Origin of the sequence: Terrabacter sp. NPDC080008 (assembly GCF_040702505.1) — a bacterium.
Lineage (GTDB): Bacteria > Actinomycetota > Actinomycetes > Actinomycetales > Dermatophilaceae > Terrabacter.
This window is the reverse complement of sequence record NZ_JBFBLC010000002.1, coordinates 526,264-544,033: the sequence shown is the minus strand read 5'-3', so window position 1 is coordinate 544,033 and position 17,770 is coordinate 526,264. Positions and strand designations below refer to the sequence as shown.

Annotated in this window: 17 protein-coding genes; 1 reads left to right on the top strand and 16 read right to left on the bottom strand. The window is 71.8% G+C overall.

Going from position 1 to position 17,770, the window contains the following annotated elements; translation table 11 throughout:
- Positions 1 to 46 precede the first annotated feature (46 nt).
- The 10 genes from AB0316_RS08525 to pdxT form a co-directional block, all read right to left on the bottom strand.
- Complete coding sequence (locus tag AB0316_RS08525) at positions 47 to 2,332, bottom strand: bifunctional (p)ppGpp synthetase/guanosine-3',5'-bis(diphosphate) 3'-pyrophosphohydrolase (RefSeq protein WP_366272210.1); 2,286 nt, start codon at positions 2,330 to 2,332, stop codon at positions 47 to 49.
- A gap of 28 nt (positions 2,333 to 2,360) precedes the next feature.
- A complete protein-coding gene (locus AB0316_RS08520) occupies positions 2,361 to 2,885 on the bottom strand; it encodes an adenine phosphoribosyltransferase (RefSeq protein WP_366272208.1) in 525 nt (174 codons plus the stop codon).
- Between the two features lie 46 nt (positions 2,886 to 2,931).
- Positions 2,932 to 4,092: a protein translocase subunit SecF gene (gene secF, locus AB0316_RS08515; RefSeq protein WP_366272206.1), complete on the bottom strand. Its 1,161-nt coding sequence runs from the start codon at positions 4,090 to 4,092 to the stop codon at positions 2,932 to 2,934.
- Positions 4,089 to 6,026, bottom strand: coding sequence for a protein translocase subunit SecD (gene secD, locus AB0316_RS08510; RefSeq protein WP_366272204.1), 1,938 nt, complete (start codon positions 6,024 to 6,026; stop codon positions 4,089 to 4,091). The genes secF and secD overlap by 4 nt, the downstream gene beginning before the upstream one ends.
- A gap of 7 nt (positions 6,027 to 6,033) precedes the next feature.
- Entirely contained in the window at positions 6,034 to 6,375 is a 342-nt protein-coding gene (gene yajC, locus AB0316_RS08505; protein ID WP_366272203.1) for a preprotein translocase subunit YajC, read from the bottom strand.
- A 260-nt stretch (positions 6,376 to 6,635) separates the two neighbouring features.
- Complete coding sequence (gene ruvB, locus AB0316_RS08500; protein ID WP_366272202.1) at positions 6,636 to 7,766, bottom strand: Holliday junction branch migration DNA helicase RuvB; 1,131 nt, start codon at positions 7,764 to 7,766, stop codon at positions 6,636 to 6,638.
- The gene (gene ruvA / locus AB0316_RS08495) at positions 7,763 to 8,365 is read right to left on the bottom strand and encodes a Holliday junction branch migration protein RuvA (RefSeq protein ID WP_366272200.1); all 603 of its coding nucleotides are present in this window, start codon (positions 8,363 to 8,365) and stop codon (positions 7,763 to 7,765) included. The genes ruvB and ruvA overlap by 4 nt, the downstream gene beginning before the upstream one ends.
- Positions 8,362 to 9,030: a crossover junction endodeoxyribonuclease RuvC gene (gene ruvC, locus AB0316_RS08490; RefSeq protein ID WP_366272198.1), complete on the bottom strand. Its 669-nt coding sequence runs from the start codon at positions 9,028 to 9,030 to the stop codon at positions 8,362 to 8,364. Before ruvC ends, ruvA begins: the two co-directional genes overlap by 4 nt.
- Positions 9,031 to 9,187: 157 nt before the next feature.
- Entirely contained in the window at positions 9,188 to 9,949 is a 762-nt protein-coding gene (locus AB0316_RS08485; RefSeq protein WP_366272197.1) for a YebC/PmpR family DNA-binding transcriptional regulator, read from the bottom strand.
- Positions 9,946 to 10,593, bottom strand: a complete 648-nt coding sequence (gene pdxT, locus AB0316_RS08480; RefSeq protein WP_366272827.1) for a pyridoxal 5'-phosphate synthase glutaminase subunit PdxT — start codon at positions 10,591 to 10,593, stop codon at positions 9,946 to 9,948. The genes AB0316_RS08485 and pdxT overlap by 4 nt, the downstream gene beginning before the upstream one ends.
- A 197-nt stretch (positions 10,594 to 10,790) precedes the next feature.
- On the opposite strand from pdxT, the gene kynU reads away from it, so the two are divergent.
- A complete protein-coding gene (gene kynU / locus AB0316_RS08475; protein WP_366272196.1) occupies positions 10,791 to 12,044 on the top strand; it encodes a kynureninase in 1,254 nt (417 codons plus the stop codon).
- A 59-nt stretch (positions 12,045 to 12,103) separates the two neighbouring features.
- Here kynU and AB0316_RS08470 read toward each other — a convergent pair whose 3' ends face one another.
- The 6 genes from AB0316_RS08470 to pgsA form a co-directional block, all read right to left on the bottom strand.
- Positions 12,104 to 13,138, bottom strand: a complete 1,035-nt coding sequence (locus tag AB0316_RS08470) for a DUF4037 domain-containing protein (protein ID WP_366272195.1) — start codon at positions 13,136 to 13,138, stop codon at positions 12,104 to 12,106.
- A gap of 158 nt (positions 13,139 to 13,296) precedes the next feature.
- Positions 13,297 to 14,244 (bottom strand): pyridoxal 5'-phosphate synthase lyase subunit PdxS, encoded by a 948-nt coding sequence (gene pdxS / locus AB0316_RS08465; protein ID WP_366272193.1) that lies wholly within the window; start codon positions 14,242 to 14,244, stop codon positions 13,297 to 13,299.
- A gap of 122 nt (positions 14,245 to 14,366) precedes the next feature.
- Positions 14,367 to 14,918 carry a hypothetical protein gene (locus AB0316_RS08460; RefSeq protein ID WP_366272191.1) on the bottom strand — a complete coding sequence of 184 codons (552 nt, stop codon included), beginning with the start codon at positions 14,916 to 14,918 and terminating at the stop codon, positions 14,367 to 14,369.
- Positions 14,915 to 16,087 (bottom strand): glycosyltransferase family 4 protein, encoded by a 1,173-nt coding sequence (locus AB0316_RS08455; RefSeq protein ID WP_366272189.1) that lies wholly within the window; start codon positions 16,085 to 16,087, stop codon positions 14,915 to 14,917. The genes AB0316_RS08460 and AB0316_RS08455 overlap by 4 nt, the downstream gene beginning before the upstream one ends.
- Positions 16,084 to 17,082 carry a phosphatidylinositol mannoside acyltransferase gene (locus AB0316_RS08450; protein WP_366272188.1) on the bottom strand — a complete coding sequence of 333 codons (999 nt, stop codon included), beginning with the start codon at positions 17,080 to 17,082 and terminating at the stop codon, positions 16,084 to 16,086. The genes AB0316_RS08455 and AB0316_RS08450 overlap by 4 nt, the downstream gene beginning before the upstream one ends.
- Positions 17,079 to 17,702 (bottom strand): phosphatidylinositol phosphate synthase, encoded by a 624-nt coding sequence (gene pgsA, locus AB0316_RS08445; RefSeq protein ID WP_366272186.1) that lies wholly within the window; start codon positions 17,700 to 17,702, stop codon positions 17,079 to 17,081. The genes AB0316_RS08450 and pgsA overlap by 4 nt, the downstream gene beginning before the upstream one ends.
- Positions 17,703 to 17,770: the final 68 nt, after the last annotated feature.

Sequence of the window (17,770 nt, the reverse complement as noted above, 5' to 3'; positions counted from 1 at the left end):
GGCACTTTGCGGTCGCAGCGCCGGGCCCATGCCGCCGGCGCCGCACTCACATGGTCGACTTGCCGCCGTTGACACGGTAGACGTCGAAGACGCCGTCGATCCGGCGCACCGCCTTGATGACGTGGTCGAGGTGCGCCGGGTCGCCCATCTCGAACGTGAACCGAGAGATCGCCACCCGGTCTCGCGAGGTCTGCACCGACGCCGACAGGATGTTGACGTGCTGGTCGGACAGGACCCGAGTCACGTCGCTCAGCAGCCGGTTGCGGTCGAGCGCCTCGACCTGGAGCTGGACGAGGAAGACGCTGGCCGAGCTCGGCGCCCACTCGACGTCGATGAGCCGCTCGGGGTTGGCGGTCAGCTGGTCGGCGTTGGTGCAGTCGACGCGGTGCACCGAGACGCCGTTGCCGCGGGTCACGAAGCCGATGATCGGGTCACCGGGCACGGGCGTACAGCACTTCGCGAGCTTGACCCACACATCGGCCGTGCCGACGACGACGACGCCCGGGTCACCTGCCCGCCGACGTGACGCGGCCCGGGTCGGGACGGTCGCCTCGGCGAGATCCTCGGTGGCGCCATCGACGCCGCCCATCGAGGCGACGACCTTGCTGACCACGTGCTGCGCGGAGACGTGCCCCTCGCCCACGGCGGCATACAGCGCCTCGATGTCCTGGTAGCGCAGGTCGGTGGCGACGGCCGTCATCGAGTCGTGGCTCATCAGCCGCTGCAGCGGGAGGTTCTGCTTGCGCAGCGCCTTGGCGATCGAGTCCTTGCCGGCCTCGATGGCCTCCTCGCGCCGCTCCTTGCTGAACCACTGCTTGATCTTGTTGCGGGCGCGCGGGCTCTTGACGAACTGCAGCCAGTCGCGTGAGGGACCGGCACCGTCGGCCTTGGAGGTGAGCACCTCGACGACGTCGCCGTTCTCGAGGGTGGACTCGAGCGGCACGAGGCGGCCGTTGACGCGCGCGCCGATGCAGTGGTGTCCGACCTCGGTGTGCACGGCATACGCGAAGTCGACGGGGGTGCCCCCGGCGGGGAGCGCCACGACGGAGCCCTTGGGGGTGAAGACGTAGACCTCGCTGCTACCCATCTCGAAGCGCAGCGAGTCGAGGAACTCGCCGGGGTCCTCGGTCTCGCGCTGCCAGTCGAGCAGCTGGCGCAGCCAGGCCATGTCGTTCTGCGGGGTGACCTCGCCGGGTCGGGCGGTGCCGCCGCCGTTGTTCTGGTCCTTGTACTTCCAGTGGGCGGCGACGCCGTACTCGGCCCGCCGGTGCATCGTGTGGGTACGGATCTGGATCTCGACCGGCTTGCCCTGCGGGCCGATGACCGTCGTGTGCAGCGACTGGTACATGTTGAACTTCGGCATCGCGATGTAGTCCTTGAACCGGCCGGGGACCGGGTTCCACCGCGAGTGCAGCGCACCGAGCGCCGCGTAGCAGTCGCGCACCGTGTCGACGAGCACCCGGACGGCGACGAGGTCGTAGATCTCCTCGAAGTCGCGGCCGCGCACGATCATCTTCTGGTACACGGAGTAGTAGTGCTTGGGCCGGCCCGTCACGACCGCCTTGATCTTGGCGGCGGCGAGGTCCTCGGTGACCTGGGCGCGCACGCCGGCGAGGTACTCCTCACGGGCCGGGGCGCGCTCGGCGACGAGGCGCACGATCTCGTCGTAGACCTTCGGGTAGAGCGTCGCGAACGAGAGGTCCTCGAGCTCCCACTTGATGGTGTTCATGCCGAGGCGGTGCGCGAGCGGGGCGTAGATCTCGAGCGTCTCGTTGGCCTTGCGCTTGGCCGACTCGGCGCTGACGTAGCGCCACGTGCGCGCGTTGTGCAGGCGGTCCGCGAGCTTGATGACGAGGACGCGGATGTCGCGGGCCATCGCGATGACCATCTTGCGCACGGTCTCGGCCTGGGCGGCCTCGCCGTAGGTCACCTTGTCGAGCTTGGTGACGCCGTCGACGAGCATCGCGATCTCGTCGCCGAAGTCGCGACGCAGCTCGTCGAGGCCGTATGCCGTGTCCTCGACCGTGTCGTGCAGCAGCGCCGCCGCCAGGGTGGGCGGCGTCATGCCGAGCTCGGCGAGGATCGTGGCGACCGCGAGCGGGTGGGTGATGTACGCGTCGCCGCTCTTGCGCATCTGGCCCTGGTGCGCGCGCTCGGCGACGGCATACGCCCGCTCGATGACCGACAGGTCGGCCTTCGGGTGGTTCTGGCGGACCGCCGTCATGAGCGGCTCGAGCACGGGGTTGCCGGCCGGACGGGTGGCCCCGAAACGCGCGAAGCGCGCCCGGACCCGCGACGGGGTGGACAGCTCGCTCCGGACGTCCTCGCTCATGAACAGAGTCTAGGCGGTCCCGCGAAGGTCACACCGTGAGGATCGCGTTGACCGGCCGGTGGGCCAGCCGCTTGCGCCCCTCGAGGAAGGCGAGCTCGAGCACGACCTCGATCGCCGCGACCTTGGCGCCGGCCCGCTCGACGAGCAGCGCCGTCGCCTCGGCGGTGCCGCCGGTGGCCAGCACGTCGTCGATGACGAGCACCCGCTGGCCCGGCTCGAAGGCGTCGGTGTGCACCTCGATCTCGGCCGTGCCGTACTCGAGGGCGTAGCTCTCGCGCAGGGTCTCCCCCGGCAGCTTTCCGGCCTTGCGGACCGGCACCATGCCGAGCTCGAGCTCGTAGGCCACGGCCGCGCCGAGGATGAACCCACGCGCCTCGATGCCCACGATGACGTCGACCGAGCCCGCGTAACGCTGGGCGATGTCCCGGACGAGCTCGCGCAGGGCCGGACCGTCGGAGATGAGCGGCGTGAAGTCCTTGAACATCACCCCGGGCTTGGGGAAGTCGGGAATGTCACGCAGCTTGCTCGCGACGAGGTCGCTGATCTGGCTCACGCCGTCTCCTTGGTGGGTGTGCGGGCTGTGCCGGGCGAGCCCGACGTCAGCGCCGCGACTTCGGCGCGCGTCGGGGCTGGTTGCGCGGGCCGGCCTGCGCGTACTTGTGGACCGGACGGGGGGAACCGGCAGCGGGGGCGTCGCCAGCGGTGCTCCCCGCAGCCGCGGCCCCGGTCGTGTCGGCGCCGACGGCGACCGGCTCGGGGGCACCCTCGGGGCTCTCGGGCCGGGTCTTGGCACCGTGCCGGGCGACGTACTTGTCCAGCTCGCGCACACCGGTCTCGTTGCGGCGCAGGTCCACCAGCAGCGGGGTCGCGATGAAGATGGAGGAGTAGGCGCCGACGGCGATGCCGATGAACAGGGCGAGCGACAGGTCGAGCAGGGTGCCCGGGCCGAGCAGCGTGAAGCCGACGAAGAGGACGGCCGCGATCGGCAGCAGGGCGACGACGGTCGTGTTGATCGACCGCACCAGGGTCTGGTTGACCGCGAGGTTGGCCGCGGCGGAGTACGTCATGCGCCTCGTCCGGAACGCGTCGGTCGTGTTCTCGCGCACCTTGTCGAAGACGACGACGGTGTCGTAGAGCGAGTAGCCGAGGATCGTCAGGAAGCCGATCATCGACGACGGCGTGATCTCGAACCCGAACAGGGCGTAGATGCCGACCGTGATGACGAGGTCGTGCAGCAGCGCGACCAGTCCGGAAACCGCCATCTTCCACGTGCGGAAGTAGAGCGCCATCACGAGCGTGACGAGGACGAGGAACACGACCAGACCGCGGATGGCCTGCTGGCTGACCGACGCTCCCCAGGACGGCCCGATGAGCGAGGCGCTGACCGCGCTCTCGTTGACACCGAACTTCTGCGCCAGGGACGTGCGTGCCTCGTCGGTGCGCTCGGAGGCCGCCTCCGACTGCACCCGGACGGTGTTCTGGCCGATGATCGTCGAGGTGACGTTGCCCGAGATTCCCGCCGTGGAGATCGCCGACTGCGCCTTGTCCTCGTAGCCCTGGGTGTTCGTCACGCCCTGGACGCGGAACTCCGAGCCACCGCGGAACTCGATGCCGAAGTTGAGGCCCTTGACGAAGATGCCGACGAGGGCGAGCACGATGAGCACGCTGGAGATCGCGTACCACGTCTTCTGGCGCTTGATGAAGTCGATCGAGCGCTTGCCGGTGTAGAGGTCGTTGCCGACCTGGGCGAAGTTGATCATGCCTGGGCCTTCCCCTCGGCGAGGCGGGCCGAGCCCACGGTGGCGGGCGGGCGCTGCGCGCCGGGTGCCCCGAACTGGCCGCGGCCGCGGTAGCGGACCGACTCCTTGGCGCCGAGGCGCTGGGGGTCCAGGCCCGACCACTTGTGGCCGCCACCGAAGAACTTCGTGCGCGCCAGCAGCTGCACCGTCGGGTGCGTGAACAGCACGACGATGACGAGGTCGATGATGGTCGTCAGACCCAGCGTGAAGGCGAACCCACGCACGTTGCTCGAGGCGAGGACGTAGAGCACGAGCGCCGCGATGAAGTTGACGGCGTCGGCGGCGATGATGGTGCGCCGGGCACGCTTCCAGCCCGTCTCGACGGCTGCCACGAGCGGGCGCCCGTCGCGCACCTCGTCGCGGATTCGCTCGAAGTAGACGATGAAGCTGTCGGCGGTGACACCGATGGCCACGATGAGGCCCGTGACGCCGGCCATCGTCAGGCGGAAGCCGGAGGTCGTGCCGAGCACCGTGACCGAGAGGTAGGTGATCACGGACGCGACGACGAGCGAGGCGACGGTGACCAGGCCCAGGGCGCGGTACTGCAGCAGCGAGTAGACGACGACGAGCAGCAGGCCGATCAGACCGGCGAGCAGGCCGATGCGCAGCTGCTCCTCACCCAGCTGGGGGGTGATGTTGTCCTGTGTCTGCAGGGCGAACGAGATCGGCAGGGCGCCGAACTTCAGCTGGTCGGCGAGCTGCTTGGCCGAGTCGATGGTGAACGAGCCGGTGATGGAGGCACGCCCGTCGGTGATGACCGCGCGCGCCTGGGGGGCGGTGATGACGGCCTTGTCGAGGACGACGGCGAACTGGTCGAGCGGGGGCTGACCCTGCAGCGCGAAGAGGCGCTTGGTCACGGCCGCGAACTTGGCCTTGCCGGTGTCCTTGAACGACAGCGCCACCTCGACGATGGAGGTCGGCTGGCCGTTGGGGCCGGGCTGGTAGCCGCTGGTGGCGTCGGCGATCTCGCTGCCGTCGATCTCGCTCGGGCCGAGCACGTACTTGGTCACCCGGTCCTGGCCGCAGGTGGCCAGCGGCTGGGCGGGGTCGTCGACGATCTTGTCGAGCGCCCCGGGGGTAGCGCAGTCGAGGGCGGTGTATGCCTTGGCGACCTTCTCGGCGGCCGCGTCGGCCTTCGCCTTGTCCCAGCCGAGGCCGACGAGGCTCTTGCTCGTCTGGTCCTTGACGGCGGCCTCGGTCTGGGCGGCCGTGGGCGCGGCAGGCGTCTGCGCCGGTGTCTGGGCAGGCGCCGGTGCACTCGTGGTGGCCTTGGCCGCGGGGGTGCTGGCCGCGGGGGTGCTGGGCGCCGGGGTCGGGGCCGTGGTGGCGGCGCGCAGCGCGTCGGGGATGACGCCGTTCTGGGCCGTCTTGGAGACCGACGGCGTCGCGGACGCGGTGGGCTTGGGCGTCGCGGGCGCCGAGGGGGTGCCGGACGGGCTCGCTGTGCCAGTCGGCGTGCCGGTCGGGGTGCCACCGGGGTTGGCCTGCGCCGCGTTCTGGTCGACGGCCTGGACGAACACGGCGCGGAAGCGCAGCTGCGAGGGCTTCCTCAGGGCGTCGAGCTGGTCGGCGGTGGGCTGCCCGGGGATCGACACGACGATGTTGCGGCCACCCTGGGTCGCGATCTCGGCCTCGCTGACGCCGTTGGCGTCGATGCGCTGGCGGATGATGTCGACGGCCCGGTTGACCTGGCCCTCGCTGATCGTCTGGTTGCCGACGAGCTGGGGCTGCAGCACGAGCTCCGTGCCGCCCTCGAGGTCGAGTCCGAGGCGCGGGGTCAGCGAGCCGCCGCCCCACTTGGTGAGGCCGCCGGCGAGGGCGGCGAGGCCGAGGATGACGACGACCAGCGCGAGCAGGTGCCGTCTCGCGGACTTCTTGGTGGAGCTGCGTGCCACGAAACCCTCACTGACCGTTCTGCTGGATGCCCGGGGTCGAGCCCGGCTCGTCGGAGTCCGGGCCCTGGACGGCGTCCGTGCCGGTGGGCTCGGCCTGCTTCATGGCGATGGCGCGGCGGTCGATGCGGATCGTGGTGCCCTCCGCGACCTCGAGCCAGGCGCTGGTCTCGTCGAGGTGCTTGACGGTGCCGAAGATGCCGGAGGTGGTGACGATCCGGTCACCGACATTGAGGGAGGAGCTGAAGTCGCGCGCCTGCTTCATCCGCTTGTTCTGGGTAAAGAACAGCCAGCCGAGAAGCAGCAGGGGCAAGGCGAAAATCAGCAACGAGAAGGTCCCGTTGTTGTTCATGTCAGCTCAGTCCTTCATCGTGTCGTCCGGTCGTCGCACCCGCGCGCCACAACCCGTGTGTTCGGGGTCGGATGTCGCGTCAACGACCGGGAGCACCGGATGGTGCCGCGGCAGCGGCGATGGTGCCCGCAGGAGTCTACGTGCGCCCGTGCAGTTTGTCAGACGGGACGACACGCGCGAGGTGCACTGACGTGTCACGTTTTGGCAGCGTTCTGCAGCGCTTGACCCGCGGCTGCCGAGCGGCCCTCGCGAAGCCGCGCTCAGCCCTCGAACCGGCCGCCCCCGGCGTCGTCGATGGGCAGCGTCGCGGTCCACAGCGACTGCGCCTCGACGGGCGGCGTCAGCCCCAGGTGCTCCCACGCGAGGCCCGAGGCGGCACGGCCGCGAGGGGTGCGCACCATGAACCCCTCCCGGACGAGGTAGGGCTCGGCGACGGTCTCGACGGTGTCGGGCTCCTCGCCTACGGACACGGCGAGCGTCGAGAGGCCCACGGGGCCGCCGTTGAAGCGCCGGCACAGGGCCTCCAGGACCGCGCGGTCGAGCCGGTCGAGGCCGCGCTCGTCGACGTCGAAGAGGGCCAGGGCCTGGCGCGCCGCCGTCTGCGTGACGCGGTCCTCGCCGTGCACCTGCGCCCAGTCACGTACGCGACGCAGCAGCCGGTTGGCGATGCGAGGGGTGCCGCGAGACCGCAGGGCGATCTCGCGGATGCCGTCGTCGTCGGCGTCGAGCCCGAGCAGCCGCGCGGACCGCTGCACGATCGTGACGAGGTCGGAGGCGGCGTAGTAGTCCAGGTGACCGGTGAAGCCGAACCGGTCGCGCAGCGGCGCGGGCAGCAGCCCGGCCCGGGTGGTCGCGCCGACGACGGTGAACGGCGGCAGCTCGAGCGGGATCGCCGTCGCACCGGGACCCTTGCCGATGATGACGTCGACGCGGAAGTCCTCCATCGCGAGGTAGAGCATCTCCTCGGCCGACCGCGACATGCGGTGGATCTCGTCGAGGAAGAGCACCTCGCCCTCGGCGAGCGAGGAGAGCACCGAGGCGAGGTCGCCGGCGTGCTGGATCGCGGGACCGGAGGTGATCCGGATCGGCTGCTCGAGCTCGCCGGCGACGATCATGGCGAGCGTCGTCTTGCCGAGCCCGGGTGGCCCGGAGAGCAGGACGTGGTCGGGCGGCGTGCCGCGGCGCTTCGCCGCCTTGAGGACGAGCCCGAGCTGGTCGCGCACCCGGGTCTGGCCGGGGAACTCGTCGAGCCGCTTCGGACGCAGTGCCGCCTCGACCTGCCGCTCGTCGGTGTCGCCCGCGGCATCCACGATGCGCGCGGTCGCGTCGAACGAGCCGTCGTCCCAGACCTGCCGCTCCCCCTCGGCGTCGTCCCACGGGCCGACGCTCATCGACCGAGCTCCTGCAGGGCCGCGCGCAGCAGGGCCGAGACCCCGGCCCCGTCGGCGGCGAGCGGAGCCACCTTGTCGAGCGCGTCGTCGGCTTGGCGGGCCGTCCAGCCGAGGCCGACGAGGGCCTCCCGGACCTGCTCGCGCCACGCCTCGCCGGTGTCGGCCGGGACGGGCTCGGCGTGGCCGGCCGAGCCGGGCAGGGCGCCCAGCTTGTCCTTGAGCTCGAGCACCATGCGCTCGGCGCCCTTCTTGCCGATGCCGGGGACCTTCGTGAGTGCCACGAGGTCGCCGGTGCCGAGGGCGACCCGGACGGCGTCGGGCGAGTGGACGGCGAGCACCGCGAGGGCGAGGCGCGGCCCGACCCCGGAGACGGTCTGCACCGTCTCGAAGACGTGCTTCTCGTCGTCGGTGGCGAAGCCGTAGAGCGTCAGGGAGTCCTCGCGGACGACGAGGCTCGTGGCCAGCTCGGTGGGCTGGCCGAGCCGGACGGACGACGCTGTCGCCGGAGTGGTGTGGACGAGCATCCCGACGCCGCCCACGCCGACCACGACAGAGTCGAGGCCGACCTTGAGGACGGTTCCGGAGAGCGAGGCGATCATCGGGGCTGGGCTCCAGGGTGGGGTGGCTGGGGTCGGTCGGTGGCGGCGCGGGCGCGGCTCGTCTGGGTCGTCGCGGCACGGAGGCGCTGCACCGGCGGCGCGGCACCCGGGGGCACCCGACGGGGTATGCCGCTCCCCCGGCTCCCGGTGCGCGCCAGGACGTCGCGCCGGGCCTCCTCGAGCCGGTTCTGCGTGCCGCCGCGCCAGACGTGGCAGATCGCGAGGGCGAGGGCGTCGGCGGCGTCGGCCGGCTTGGGCGGCGTGTCGAGGCCGAGCAGGCGGGTCACCATCGTGGTCACCTGCGCCTTGTCGGCGCGGCCGCTGCCGCTGACCGCGGCCTTGACCTCGGTGGGCGTGTGCAGCGTGACCGGCAGACCGAGGCGCTCGGCGAGGATCATCACGATCCCCGTCACCTGCGCGGTGCCCATCACGGTCGAGACGTTGGTGTCGGCGAAGACGCGCTCGATGGCGACCGCCTCGGGCCGGTGACGGGCGAACCACTGCCGCATCTCGTCCTCGACGACGACGAGACGCCTGGGCGTCGGGTCGCTCGAGGGGGTCCGGATGACCCCGACCTCGACGAGGGAGAGCTTGCGTCCCGGGACCCCGTCGACGACACCGACGCCGCACCGGGTGAGCCCGGGGTCGACCGCGAGGACGCGCACGGCATACCTCCTCGGGGTCGATGGGAGCGGGTCGGTGGGTGGGTCGTCGAACGGGACGGACCCGAACACCTGTTCGGGACAACGCTAACGGGCAGGCCCGGAAAGCACGGGAGGCACGCCGGTCACCGGCGCGCCTCCCGACGTGGGCCGAGCCCCGTCACTCCTCGTCGTCGTCGAGGTCCGCGAGCACGTCGTCGGGGATGTCGCCGTTGGCGTACACGTTCTGGACATCGTCGCTGTCCTCGAGTGCGTCGATGACGCGGATCATCTTCCGGGCGCCGTCGAGGTCGAGCGGAACCTGCAGGTTGGGCACGAACGAGGCCTCGGCGGAGTCGTAGTCGATGCCGGCGTCCTGGATGGCCTGGCGGACCGCGACGAAGTCGCTCGCCTCGGACACGATCTCCCAGGTGTCGCCGTTGTCGTTGACCTCCTCGGCGCCCGCGTCGAGGACGACCTCGAGGATGTCGTCCTCGCTCTTGTCGGCCTTGGGCACGGTGACGACGCCCTTGCGGTTGAAGACGTAGGCGACCGAGCCGGGGTCGGCGAGCTGGCCGCCGTTGCGGGTCAGGGCCGTGCGCACCTCGGCCGCGGCGCGGTTGCGGTTGTCGGTGAGGCACTCGATGAGCAGCGCGACGCCGTTGGGGGCGTAGCCCTCGTACATGATCGTCTGCCAGTCGGAGCCGCCGGCCTCGGCGCCCGAGCCGCGCTTGACGGCGCGGTCGATGTTGTCGTTGGGGACCGAGGTCTTCTTCGCCTTCTGGATGGCGTCGTAGAGCGTCGGGTTGCCGGCGGGGTCACCGCCGCCCTGACGGGCCGCGACCTCGATGTTCTTGATGAGCTTGGCGAAGAGCTTGCCGCGCTTGGCGTCCTTGGCCGCCTTCTGGTGCTTCGTGGTGGCCCATTTGGAGTGGCCGCTCATGCAGTGTCCTCGCGTTCCGGTGACTGGCGTGCGCCCGACTGCTGGAGTCGGTGCTCTCTGACGATCGAGACGAACTCGGCGTGGATCCGGTGGTCGGCCCCCACCTCGGGGTGGAAGGACGTGGCCATGAGGTTGCCCTGCCGGACCGCGACGATCCTACCGGCGGCCTGTCCCTCGCTCACGCGGGCGAGCACCTGGACGTCCGGGCCCACCTCCTCGACCCAGGGCGCGCGGATGAAGACGGCGTGCACCGTGCCGGTGTGGTCGGGGCTGCACCAGGCGTAGTCCAGCTCCTGCTCGAAGGAGTCGACCTGTCGGCCGAAGGCGTTGCGCCGCACCGTGATGTCGAGGCCGCCGAGCGTCTGCTGGTCGGGGCGCGCGTCGGCGATGCGGTCGGCCAGCATGATCATCCCGGCGCAGGACCCGTATGCCGGCATGCCCTCTCCGAGTCGCCGCAGCAGCGGCTCGCGCAGCTCGAAGGCGCGGACGAGCTTGTCCATCACGGTGGACTCGCCGCCCGGGATCACGAGGCCGTCGATCGCCTCGACCTCGGCCGGTCGGCGCACGGTGACGGCCTCGGCCCCGAGGGAGGTCAGGGCGGCGAGGTGCTCGCGCACGTCTCCCTGCACCGCCAGGACGCCGATGCGCGGCCTCGGCTCGTCGGGGCGCGCGTCGCCGGGTGCGGGGCGGGCGGGGCTGGTGGTCGTGCTCACCGGGTCAGCCTAGAACGCGAGAGCTGCTCGGTCCGCCACGGGTGGCGACGACCGCTCGTCTCGCTCCCGAGACACCCCGGGCGCCGTCGCTCTGACGCCGCGGCCCGTGGACCGGATACGTTGCGGCCATGACGACGGTGCACACCCACGACGCCCTCCTCACCCGCGCGCGGCAGGCCGACGACGCCTCTCCACTGCGCGGAACGCGAGAGCTCTTCGAGCTTCCCGACGACGTGATCTACCTCGACGGCAACTCGCTCGGGGCGCTGCCCCGCGCCGTGCCCGGGGTCGTCGACGACGTCATGCACCGGCAGTGGGGCGAGCGACTGATCCGCTCGTGGAACGAGGCCGACTGGTGGGGCGCCCAGACACGGGTCGGTGACCGGGTGGGTCGCCTCGTCGGAGCCGCTCCCGGCCAGGTCGTCGTCACCGACTCGACGTCGGTCAACCTCTTCAAGGCCGTCATCGGGGCAGGACGGCTGCGGCCGGGACGGCGCGTCGTGCTGACCGACCCGGACTCGTTCCCGACCGACCTCTACATGACCGAGTCGGCGGCCGCGCTGGCCGGGCTCGAGGTGCGGCGCGTCCACCCCCGTGAGGCGGTGGCGGCCATCGCCGAGGTGGGCGACGACCTCGCCCTCGCGTCCTACTCCAGCGTCGACTACCGCACCGGCGAGCTGTGGGACCTGGTGGCTATCACAGACGCCGCGCACGCCGTCGGGGCGCTGGCCTGCTGGGACCTGTGCCACTCGGCCGGCGTCGTCGAGGTCGACCTCGACGACGGTGGCGCCGACCTCGCCATCGGCTGCGGCTACAAGTACCTCAACGGCGGCCCCGGCGCGCCCGCCTTCATCTACGTCGCGGCCCGGCACCAGCACGACTTCCACCAGCCGCTGACCGGCTGGCACGGACACGCGCACCCCTTCGCGATGGGGCCGGACTACGAGCCGGCCCCGGGCATCACCCGCGCGAGGGTCGGCACCCCGCCCCTGCTGTCGGTGCTGGCGCTGGAGGCCGCGCTCACGGCATACGACGGGCTCTCCCCCGCCGACGTGCGCGCCGCCTCGCTGTCGGTGACCGGCATGTTCATCGACGCGCTCGACTCGCTCGGCGTCGACCTGCCGCTCGCGACGCCGCGCGAGCCGGAGCGACGCGGCTCGCAGGTGTCGCTGCGCCACCCACAGGCCTTCGCGGTCGTGCAGGCGCTCATCGCGCGCGGCGTCATCGGCGACTTCCGCGAGCCCGACATCATCCGGCTGGGCTTCCCGCCGCTCTACGTCACGCACGTCGACGCGGTGCGGGCCGCGGTCCACGTCAGGGAGGTCCTCGAGGGGCGCGAGTTCGAGCGGCCGGAGTTCGCCGAGCGCGGTGCCGTCACCTGACGAGTGGTGTGGCGGATGGTCCTGCGCCCGGTGGGGTGATCACCCCACCGGACGCAGCATCATCCGCCGCTCGATCCCCTCGGCGCCCGGCGCAGGGCCGGCCGGGTCAGCACGTCGACGTTGTCGCTCCACTGCTCGACGGCGCCGACGCCACGCGGCAGGGCGCGCACGACCGGGTCGGTGATCCTCTCCGCCAGGACCGTGACGGCCGAATCGCGCACACCGCGGAACGGACGGTCCCAGAACGGCCCGACCGGGTCGTCCACCGCGGGCAGCCCCGCGTCGGCCTGCACGGCACTGAGCTGCCGCAGGGCCGAGACGAGGCCATCCTCGCGGCCCTGCCAGTCGGCTGCCCCGAGCGCCGACTCCAGTGACGTGGCGGCCACGCCGGCCCGCGGCAGCTGGGCGAAGCTCGTGCCGAGCCACTTCGCGTAGGGCGGCCAGCAGCGCTCGAGCAGGTGCCCGAGGTGCAGAGCGATCCCCGCGAGCCGCGCCGCCACCACCCGGGAGCCGAGGTCGTCGCCGCGCTCCCCGGTCCGGCCGACGAACGGCAGCTCCTGGGCCAGCCGTGCCCAGTCCGTCGCGACGAGGTGGCGCCAGAGGTCGTCGGGATACCAGGCGAGCCGTCGCCGTATGCCGTCCAGCTGGCCCGTGTGGTCGACGAACACCTTCCCGGCGGTGAGCTCGAGGACCGCCTGGCCCGTGAGCGTGAGCCACTCGGTGACACCGAGGTCGCCGGTCGCGTCGACCCCGAGCCGTGCGAGGGCGAGATCGCGGGCGGTCGAGACCTGCACCCGGTGGCGGATGCTGGGGTCCCAGGTGGTCGGGAACCGCACGGGATGGCCCGCGAAGGTCTCGGGAAGCACCTCGTCCAGGTGCGCGTCGACCTGCGCCACGCGGTCTGCCGGCACCAGCAGGTCCAGCCGCAACCCCCAGTCGTGGTCGCGCGAGCGCTCGTCGTCGAGGCCGAGGACCTCGGAGCCGCTGCCGAGCCGGGCAGCGGCATACGGCATTCCCGGCCAGCGGGCCTCGACGACCGGGCGCACGACCTGCTCGAAGTACGACTGCGAGAGCTGGGTTCCGGAAGGGCTCACCCCCCGATGCTGCCAGTTGCCGGCCTCCCCCAGCGCCGTGTGCAGAGGTCGGCGTCAGGACCCCGGTTCCTGCACACGGCGGTGCTCAAGACGACGTATGCCGCCGCGCCCGGTGGGGCACGGCGGCATACGTCAGCGGGTGGCTGGGAGTGCGGGCGTCACCAACCGCGCTCGGCGAGCCGGTGCGGCTGCGGGATCTCGTCGACGTTGATGCCGACCATCGCCTCGCCCAGGCCGCGGGAGACCTTGGCGATGACGTCGGGGTCGTCGTGGAAGGTCGTCGCCTTGACGATGGCCTCGGCGCGCTGGGCGGGGTTGCCCGACTTGAAGATGCCCGAGCCGACGAAGACGCCCTCGGCGCCGAGCTGCATCATCATGGCGGCGTCGGCGGGGGTGGCGATGCCGCCGGCGGTGAAGAGCACGACGGGCAGCTTGCCGGCCTCGGCGACCTCCTTGACGAGGTCGTAGGGGGCCTGCAGCTCCTTGGCGGCGACGTAGAGCTCGTCCTCGGGAAGGCTCTGGAGGCGGCGGATCTCCTGGCGGATCTTGCGCATGTGCGTCGTCGCGTTGGAGACGTCGCCGGTGCCGGCCTCGCCCTTGGAGCGGATCATGGCCGCGCCCTCGGTGATGCGGCGCAGGGCCTCGCCGAGGTTGGTCGCGCCACAGACGAAGGGCACGGCGAACTGCCACTTGTCGATGTGGTTGGCGTAGTCGGCCGGGGTGAGCACCTCGGACTCGTCGATGTAGTCGACGCCGAGGCTCTGGAGCACCTGGGCCTCGACGAAGTGGCCGATGCGGGCCTTGGCCATGACGGGGATCGAGACGGCCTCGATGATGCCGTCGATCATGTCGGGGTCGCTCATGCGCGACACGCCGCCCTGGGCGCGGATGTCGGCGGGGACGCGCTCGAGGGCCATGACGGCGACAGCGCCGGCGTCCTCGGCGATGCGGGCCTGCTCGGCGGTGACGACGTCCATGATGACGCCGCCCTTGAGCATCTCTGCCATGCCGCGCTTGACGCGGGTCGTGCCGGTCGTGCTGCCCGTCGCGTTCGTGCCGGACTGCTGGTCAGCGGCGGTGCTGCCCGAGGTCGGGGTGGTGCTCACGATGTCCTGCTTTCCCGTGTACTGGAGTGGTGCTGGACAAAGCGTAGGCCCACGCGGGACGTCGTCACGACACGGTCCACGCCGCGGTGGCCGGCGACGGCAGCGGCGACGGGCGCGGCCGGTCACACCGGGGTCAGGTGCTCCGGCGCCTCGTCGTTGAACTCGACCGTGTGCGGCATCGGCGTGTAGCCGGCGAGGTGGAAGAGGCGGATGGCCCACTTGCGGCGCACCCGGCGCACGTCGGTGACGGCGTCGTTGTGGAAGCGCCGGGCCAGCTGCACCCGGGTGCAGGCGGATCCGACGCGCGAGAGCACGTCCTGCCCGAGCGGGGTCGAGCGCAGCTCGGCAACGGCCTCGGGCGTCAGGGCGAGGTCGAGGGCCTCGGTGAGGTCGTTCTCGGCGAGCTCGCGCTCCTCGCCGTGGTCGGCGGGCGCCTCGAGCGACCCGGCCGCGGCGTTGGCGAGGATGAGCGACGTCGCGCCGTCGAGCAGGCCGCTGTTGGCCAGCTCGACCGCCGCCTCGGCCCGGCGGACCAGCCGCGCGTCGAGGGCCGCCAGGGTGCCGCTCAGGCGCACGTGCAGCCGATCGAGCCGGGCGGCGGTGTAGGAGAGGTACCAGGCGGCGACGACGAGGAGGAAGAGCGCCGCGAAGACCCAGGAGAGCACCTCGCTCATCGGCCACCTCCGCGCAGGAAGCGGTTCCAGCGGCCCTGCGGCTCCCACTGGGCGGCTGCGCGGCCCTCGATGACCGTCTCGTAGACGGCGAGGATCTCGTCGGCCACGACCGACCAGTCGAACAGGCGCGCGCGGTGCTGCCCGGCGGCAGCGAGCTCCGCCCGCCGCTCGGGGTTGCGGAGCAGGTCGACCAGGACCCTGGCCAGCTCGGCGGGCTGCTCGTTGGCGAACATCGCACCCGCCGCGCCGCCGTCGAGCACCCGGGAGAAGGCCGGCAGGTCGCTGGCGAGCACGCAGGCACCGGCACTCATCGCCTCGATGAGGATGATCCCGAAGCTCTCGCCGCCGGTGTTCGGGGCGATGTAGGCGTCGACCGAGGCCAGCAGCGAGGCCTTGTCGTCGTCGGAGACCGCGCCGAGGAAGTGGCAGGCGGCCCGAACCTCGGGTGGCCAGCCGTCGGTGACCTCGTCGACGTCGCCGGGGCCGGCCACGAGGACGCGCAGGCGCGGGATCTCGCGCAGGACGCCGGGCAGGGCGGCGGCGAGGACCGGCAGCCCCTTGCGGGGCTCTCCCATGCGACCGAGGAAGGCGATGGTCGGCGAGGCGGGCGTGCCGACCCAGGGCGCCTTCCGCGGCGCGTCGGCGAAGCGGTCGACGTAGACGCCGTTGGGGATGACGACCGCGTCGCCGCCGACGTGCGTGGTGACCGTGCGGCGCGCGTCCTCGCTGACGGCGATGCGCCCGGCGATCTTCTCCAGGCTGGGCCGGACGATGGGGTATGCCGCCTGCATCGTGCGCGACCGCAGCATCGAGGTGTGGAAGGTGGCCACGATGGGCCCGTCGGCTGCCATCAGTGCCAGCACGCTGATGCTGGGCGTGACCGGCTCGTGCAGGTGGAGCACGTCGAAGTCGCCGGTGTCGAGCCACTTGTTGACCTTGGAGGCACTGACCGGGCCGAAGTTGAGCCTCGCGACCGAGCCGTTGTAGCGCACGGCGGTCGCGCGACCGGCGGACGTCACGTAGTCGGGCAGCTCCGTGTCGCTCTCGGCGGGCGCGAGCACCGACACCTCGTGCCCCTGGCCGATGAGGTGCTCGGCGAGGTCGCGGACGTGGAACTGCACCCCGCCGGGCACGTCGAACGAGTACGGGCAGACGATGCCGATCCTCATGGAGCCTGTCCCGCGACGGGAGCCGTGGCCGCCGGCGCTGCCGGCGCATCGAGGTCGTTTCGGTCGTCGAGGTCGTCGACGAAGACGCGCTGCAGCATGTGCCAGCTCGAGGTGTGCTCCCGGATGGTCACGGCCAGGTGGTCGGCGCACTGCTGGACCAGGTCGGCGGCCCGGACGGCGGTCGTGCCCGAGACGCGGGGCAGCAGCCGGTCGCTGAACTCGATGACGGTTCGGTGGCCCCCGAGGCCTGTGCCTGGTGCGGCGGGTTCGTACCAGATCCGGGCTGCGTAGAGCGGCGCGCCGGTCATGAGCGAGAGGACTGCCGGGCCCTTGGCCATGCGGGCGCGGTGGCCGAGCAGGTCGACCTCGACACCGCCGTTGGTCAGGTCGCGGTCGGCCGCGAGGGCGATCATGCGGCCACCACCGCGGGCGGCGGACAGGAGCCCGTGGAACGGGTCGTCTCCCCCGGTCAGCGGCAGGATGTCCATGTCGATGCTGCGCCGGAACGCCACGAACTCCTGGTAGACCTCCTCCGGCTTCAGCCGCTCGGCCACGGTCGTGACGGGCATGAGGTTGCCCGCCGACCAGGCGGCCGCGAGGTCGAAGTTGCCGAGGTGGCCGACGAACGCGATGACGGACTCACCGCGGGCACAGAGCTCGCGCACCTCGGCGTCGCGCCGCACCTCGACGGCGCCGTCGATCTGGGCGCGCGAGAGCGACGGCAGCCGGAACGCCTCGCAGTAGTAGCGCATGTAGGAGCGCATCCCCCGCCGCACCAGGGCGTCGAGGTCCCTCTCGGACAGCTCGGGTCGCACGCGGCGGTAGTTCGAGCGCAGGCGCTCGATGCCCTTGCCGCCCCGGCGGACCAGCACGTCCGCCACGCGGTCGAAGAGGGCGTATGCCGTCCGCTCCGGCAGGGCACGCACGGCCGACCACCCGAGCCGGAACCCGAGCACGCTGACGGTGTCGGTCGCCCGGCGGGCGATGCCCGTCACGCGCCCACCTCTCCGGAGGCCAGGGCCTGCCGGCGGACGGTGAGCATCCGCTGCAGCACGGTGATGAAGCTGGCGACGGCCAGCAGCCCGAGCACCACGCCGAGCAGCACCGTGGAGTTGAAGACGTCGGCGAAGAAGGCGGCCACGAGCACGGCGACGAGCCGGTCGGCGCGCTCGGCGATACCGACGTTGGCGGTGTAGCCGAGGCCCTCGGCGCGGGCCTTGGCATAGGAGACGACGCTGCCGAGGATCAGGCAGGCGAGCGCCAGTCCGGCCATGAGCTGGTTGTTGCCGCGGCCGGCGTAGAAGAGCACGAGGCCGCCGAAGATGGCGGCGTCACCGATGCGGTCGAGCGTCGAGTCGAGGTAAGCGCCCCACTTGCTGGAGCGGCCGGACTCGCGGGCCATGATGCCGTCGACGTTGTCGGAGAAGACGAACGCGGTGATGACGAGCACGCCGACCCAGATCTGCCCGCGGGGGAAGAAGGCGAGCGCCCCCACGCACACCCCCAGCGTGCCGACGATCGTGACGATGTCGGGGCTGATGCCGAGCCGGAGGAACAGGTGGGCGATCGGACCGAGGAGCTTGGTCATCGACGCGCGCAGGAGTCTGTTGAGCATGGTGGGACCAGCGTACTGATGGCAGCCGGGACCCCGGGCACCGCACGGACAGCGGCGCGCCGTGCACG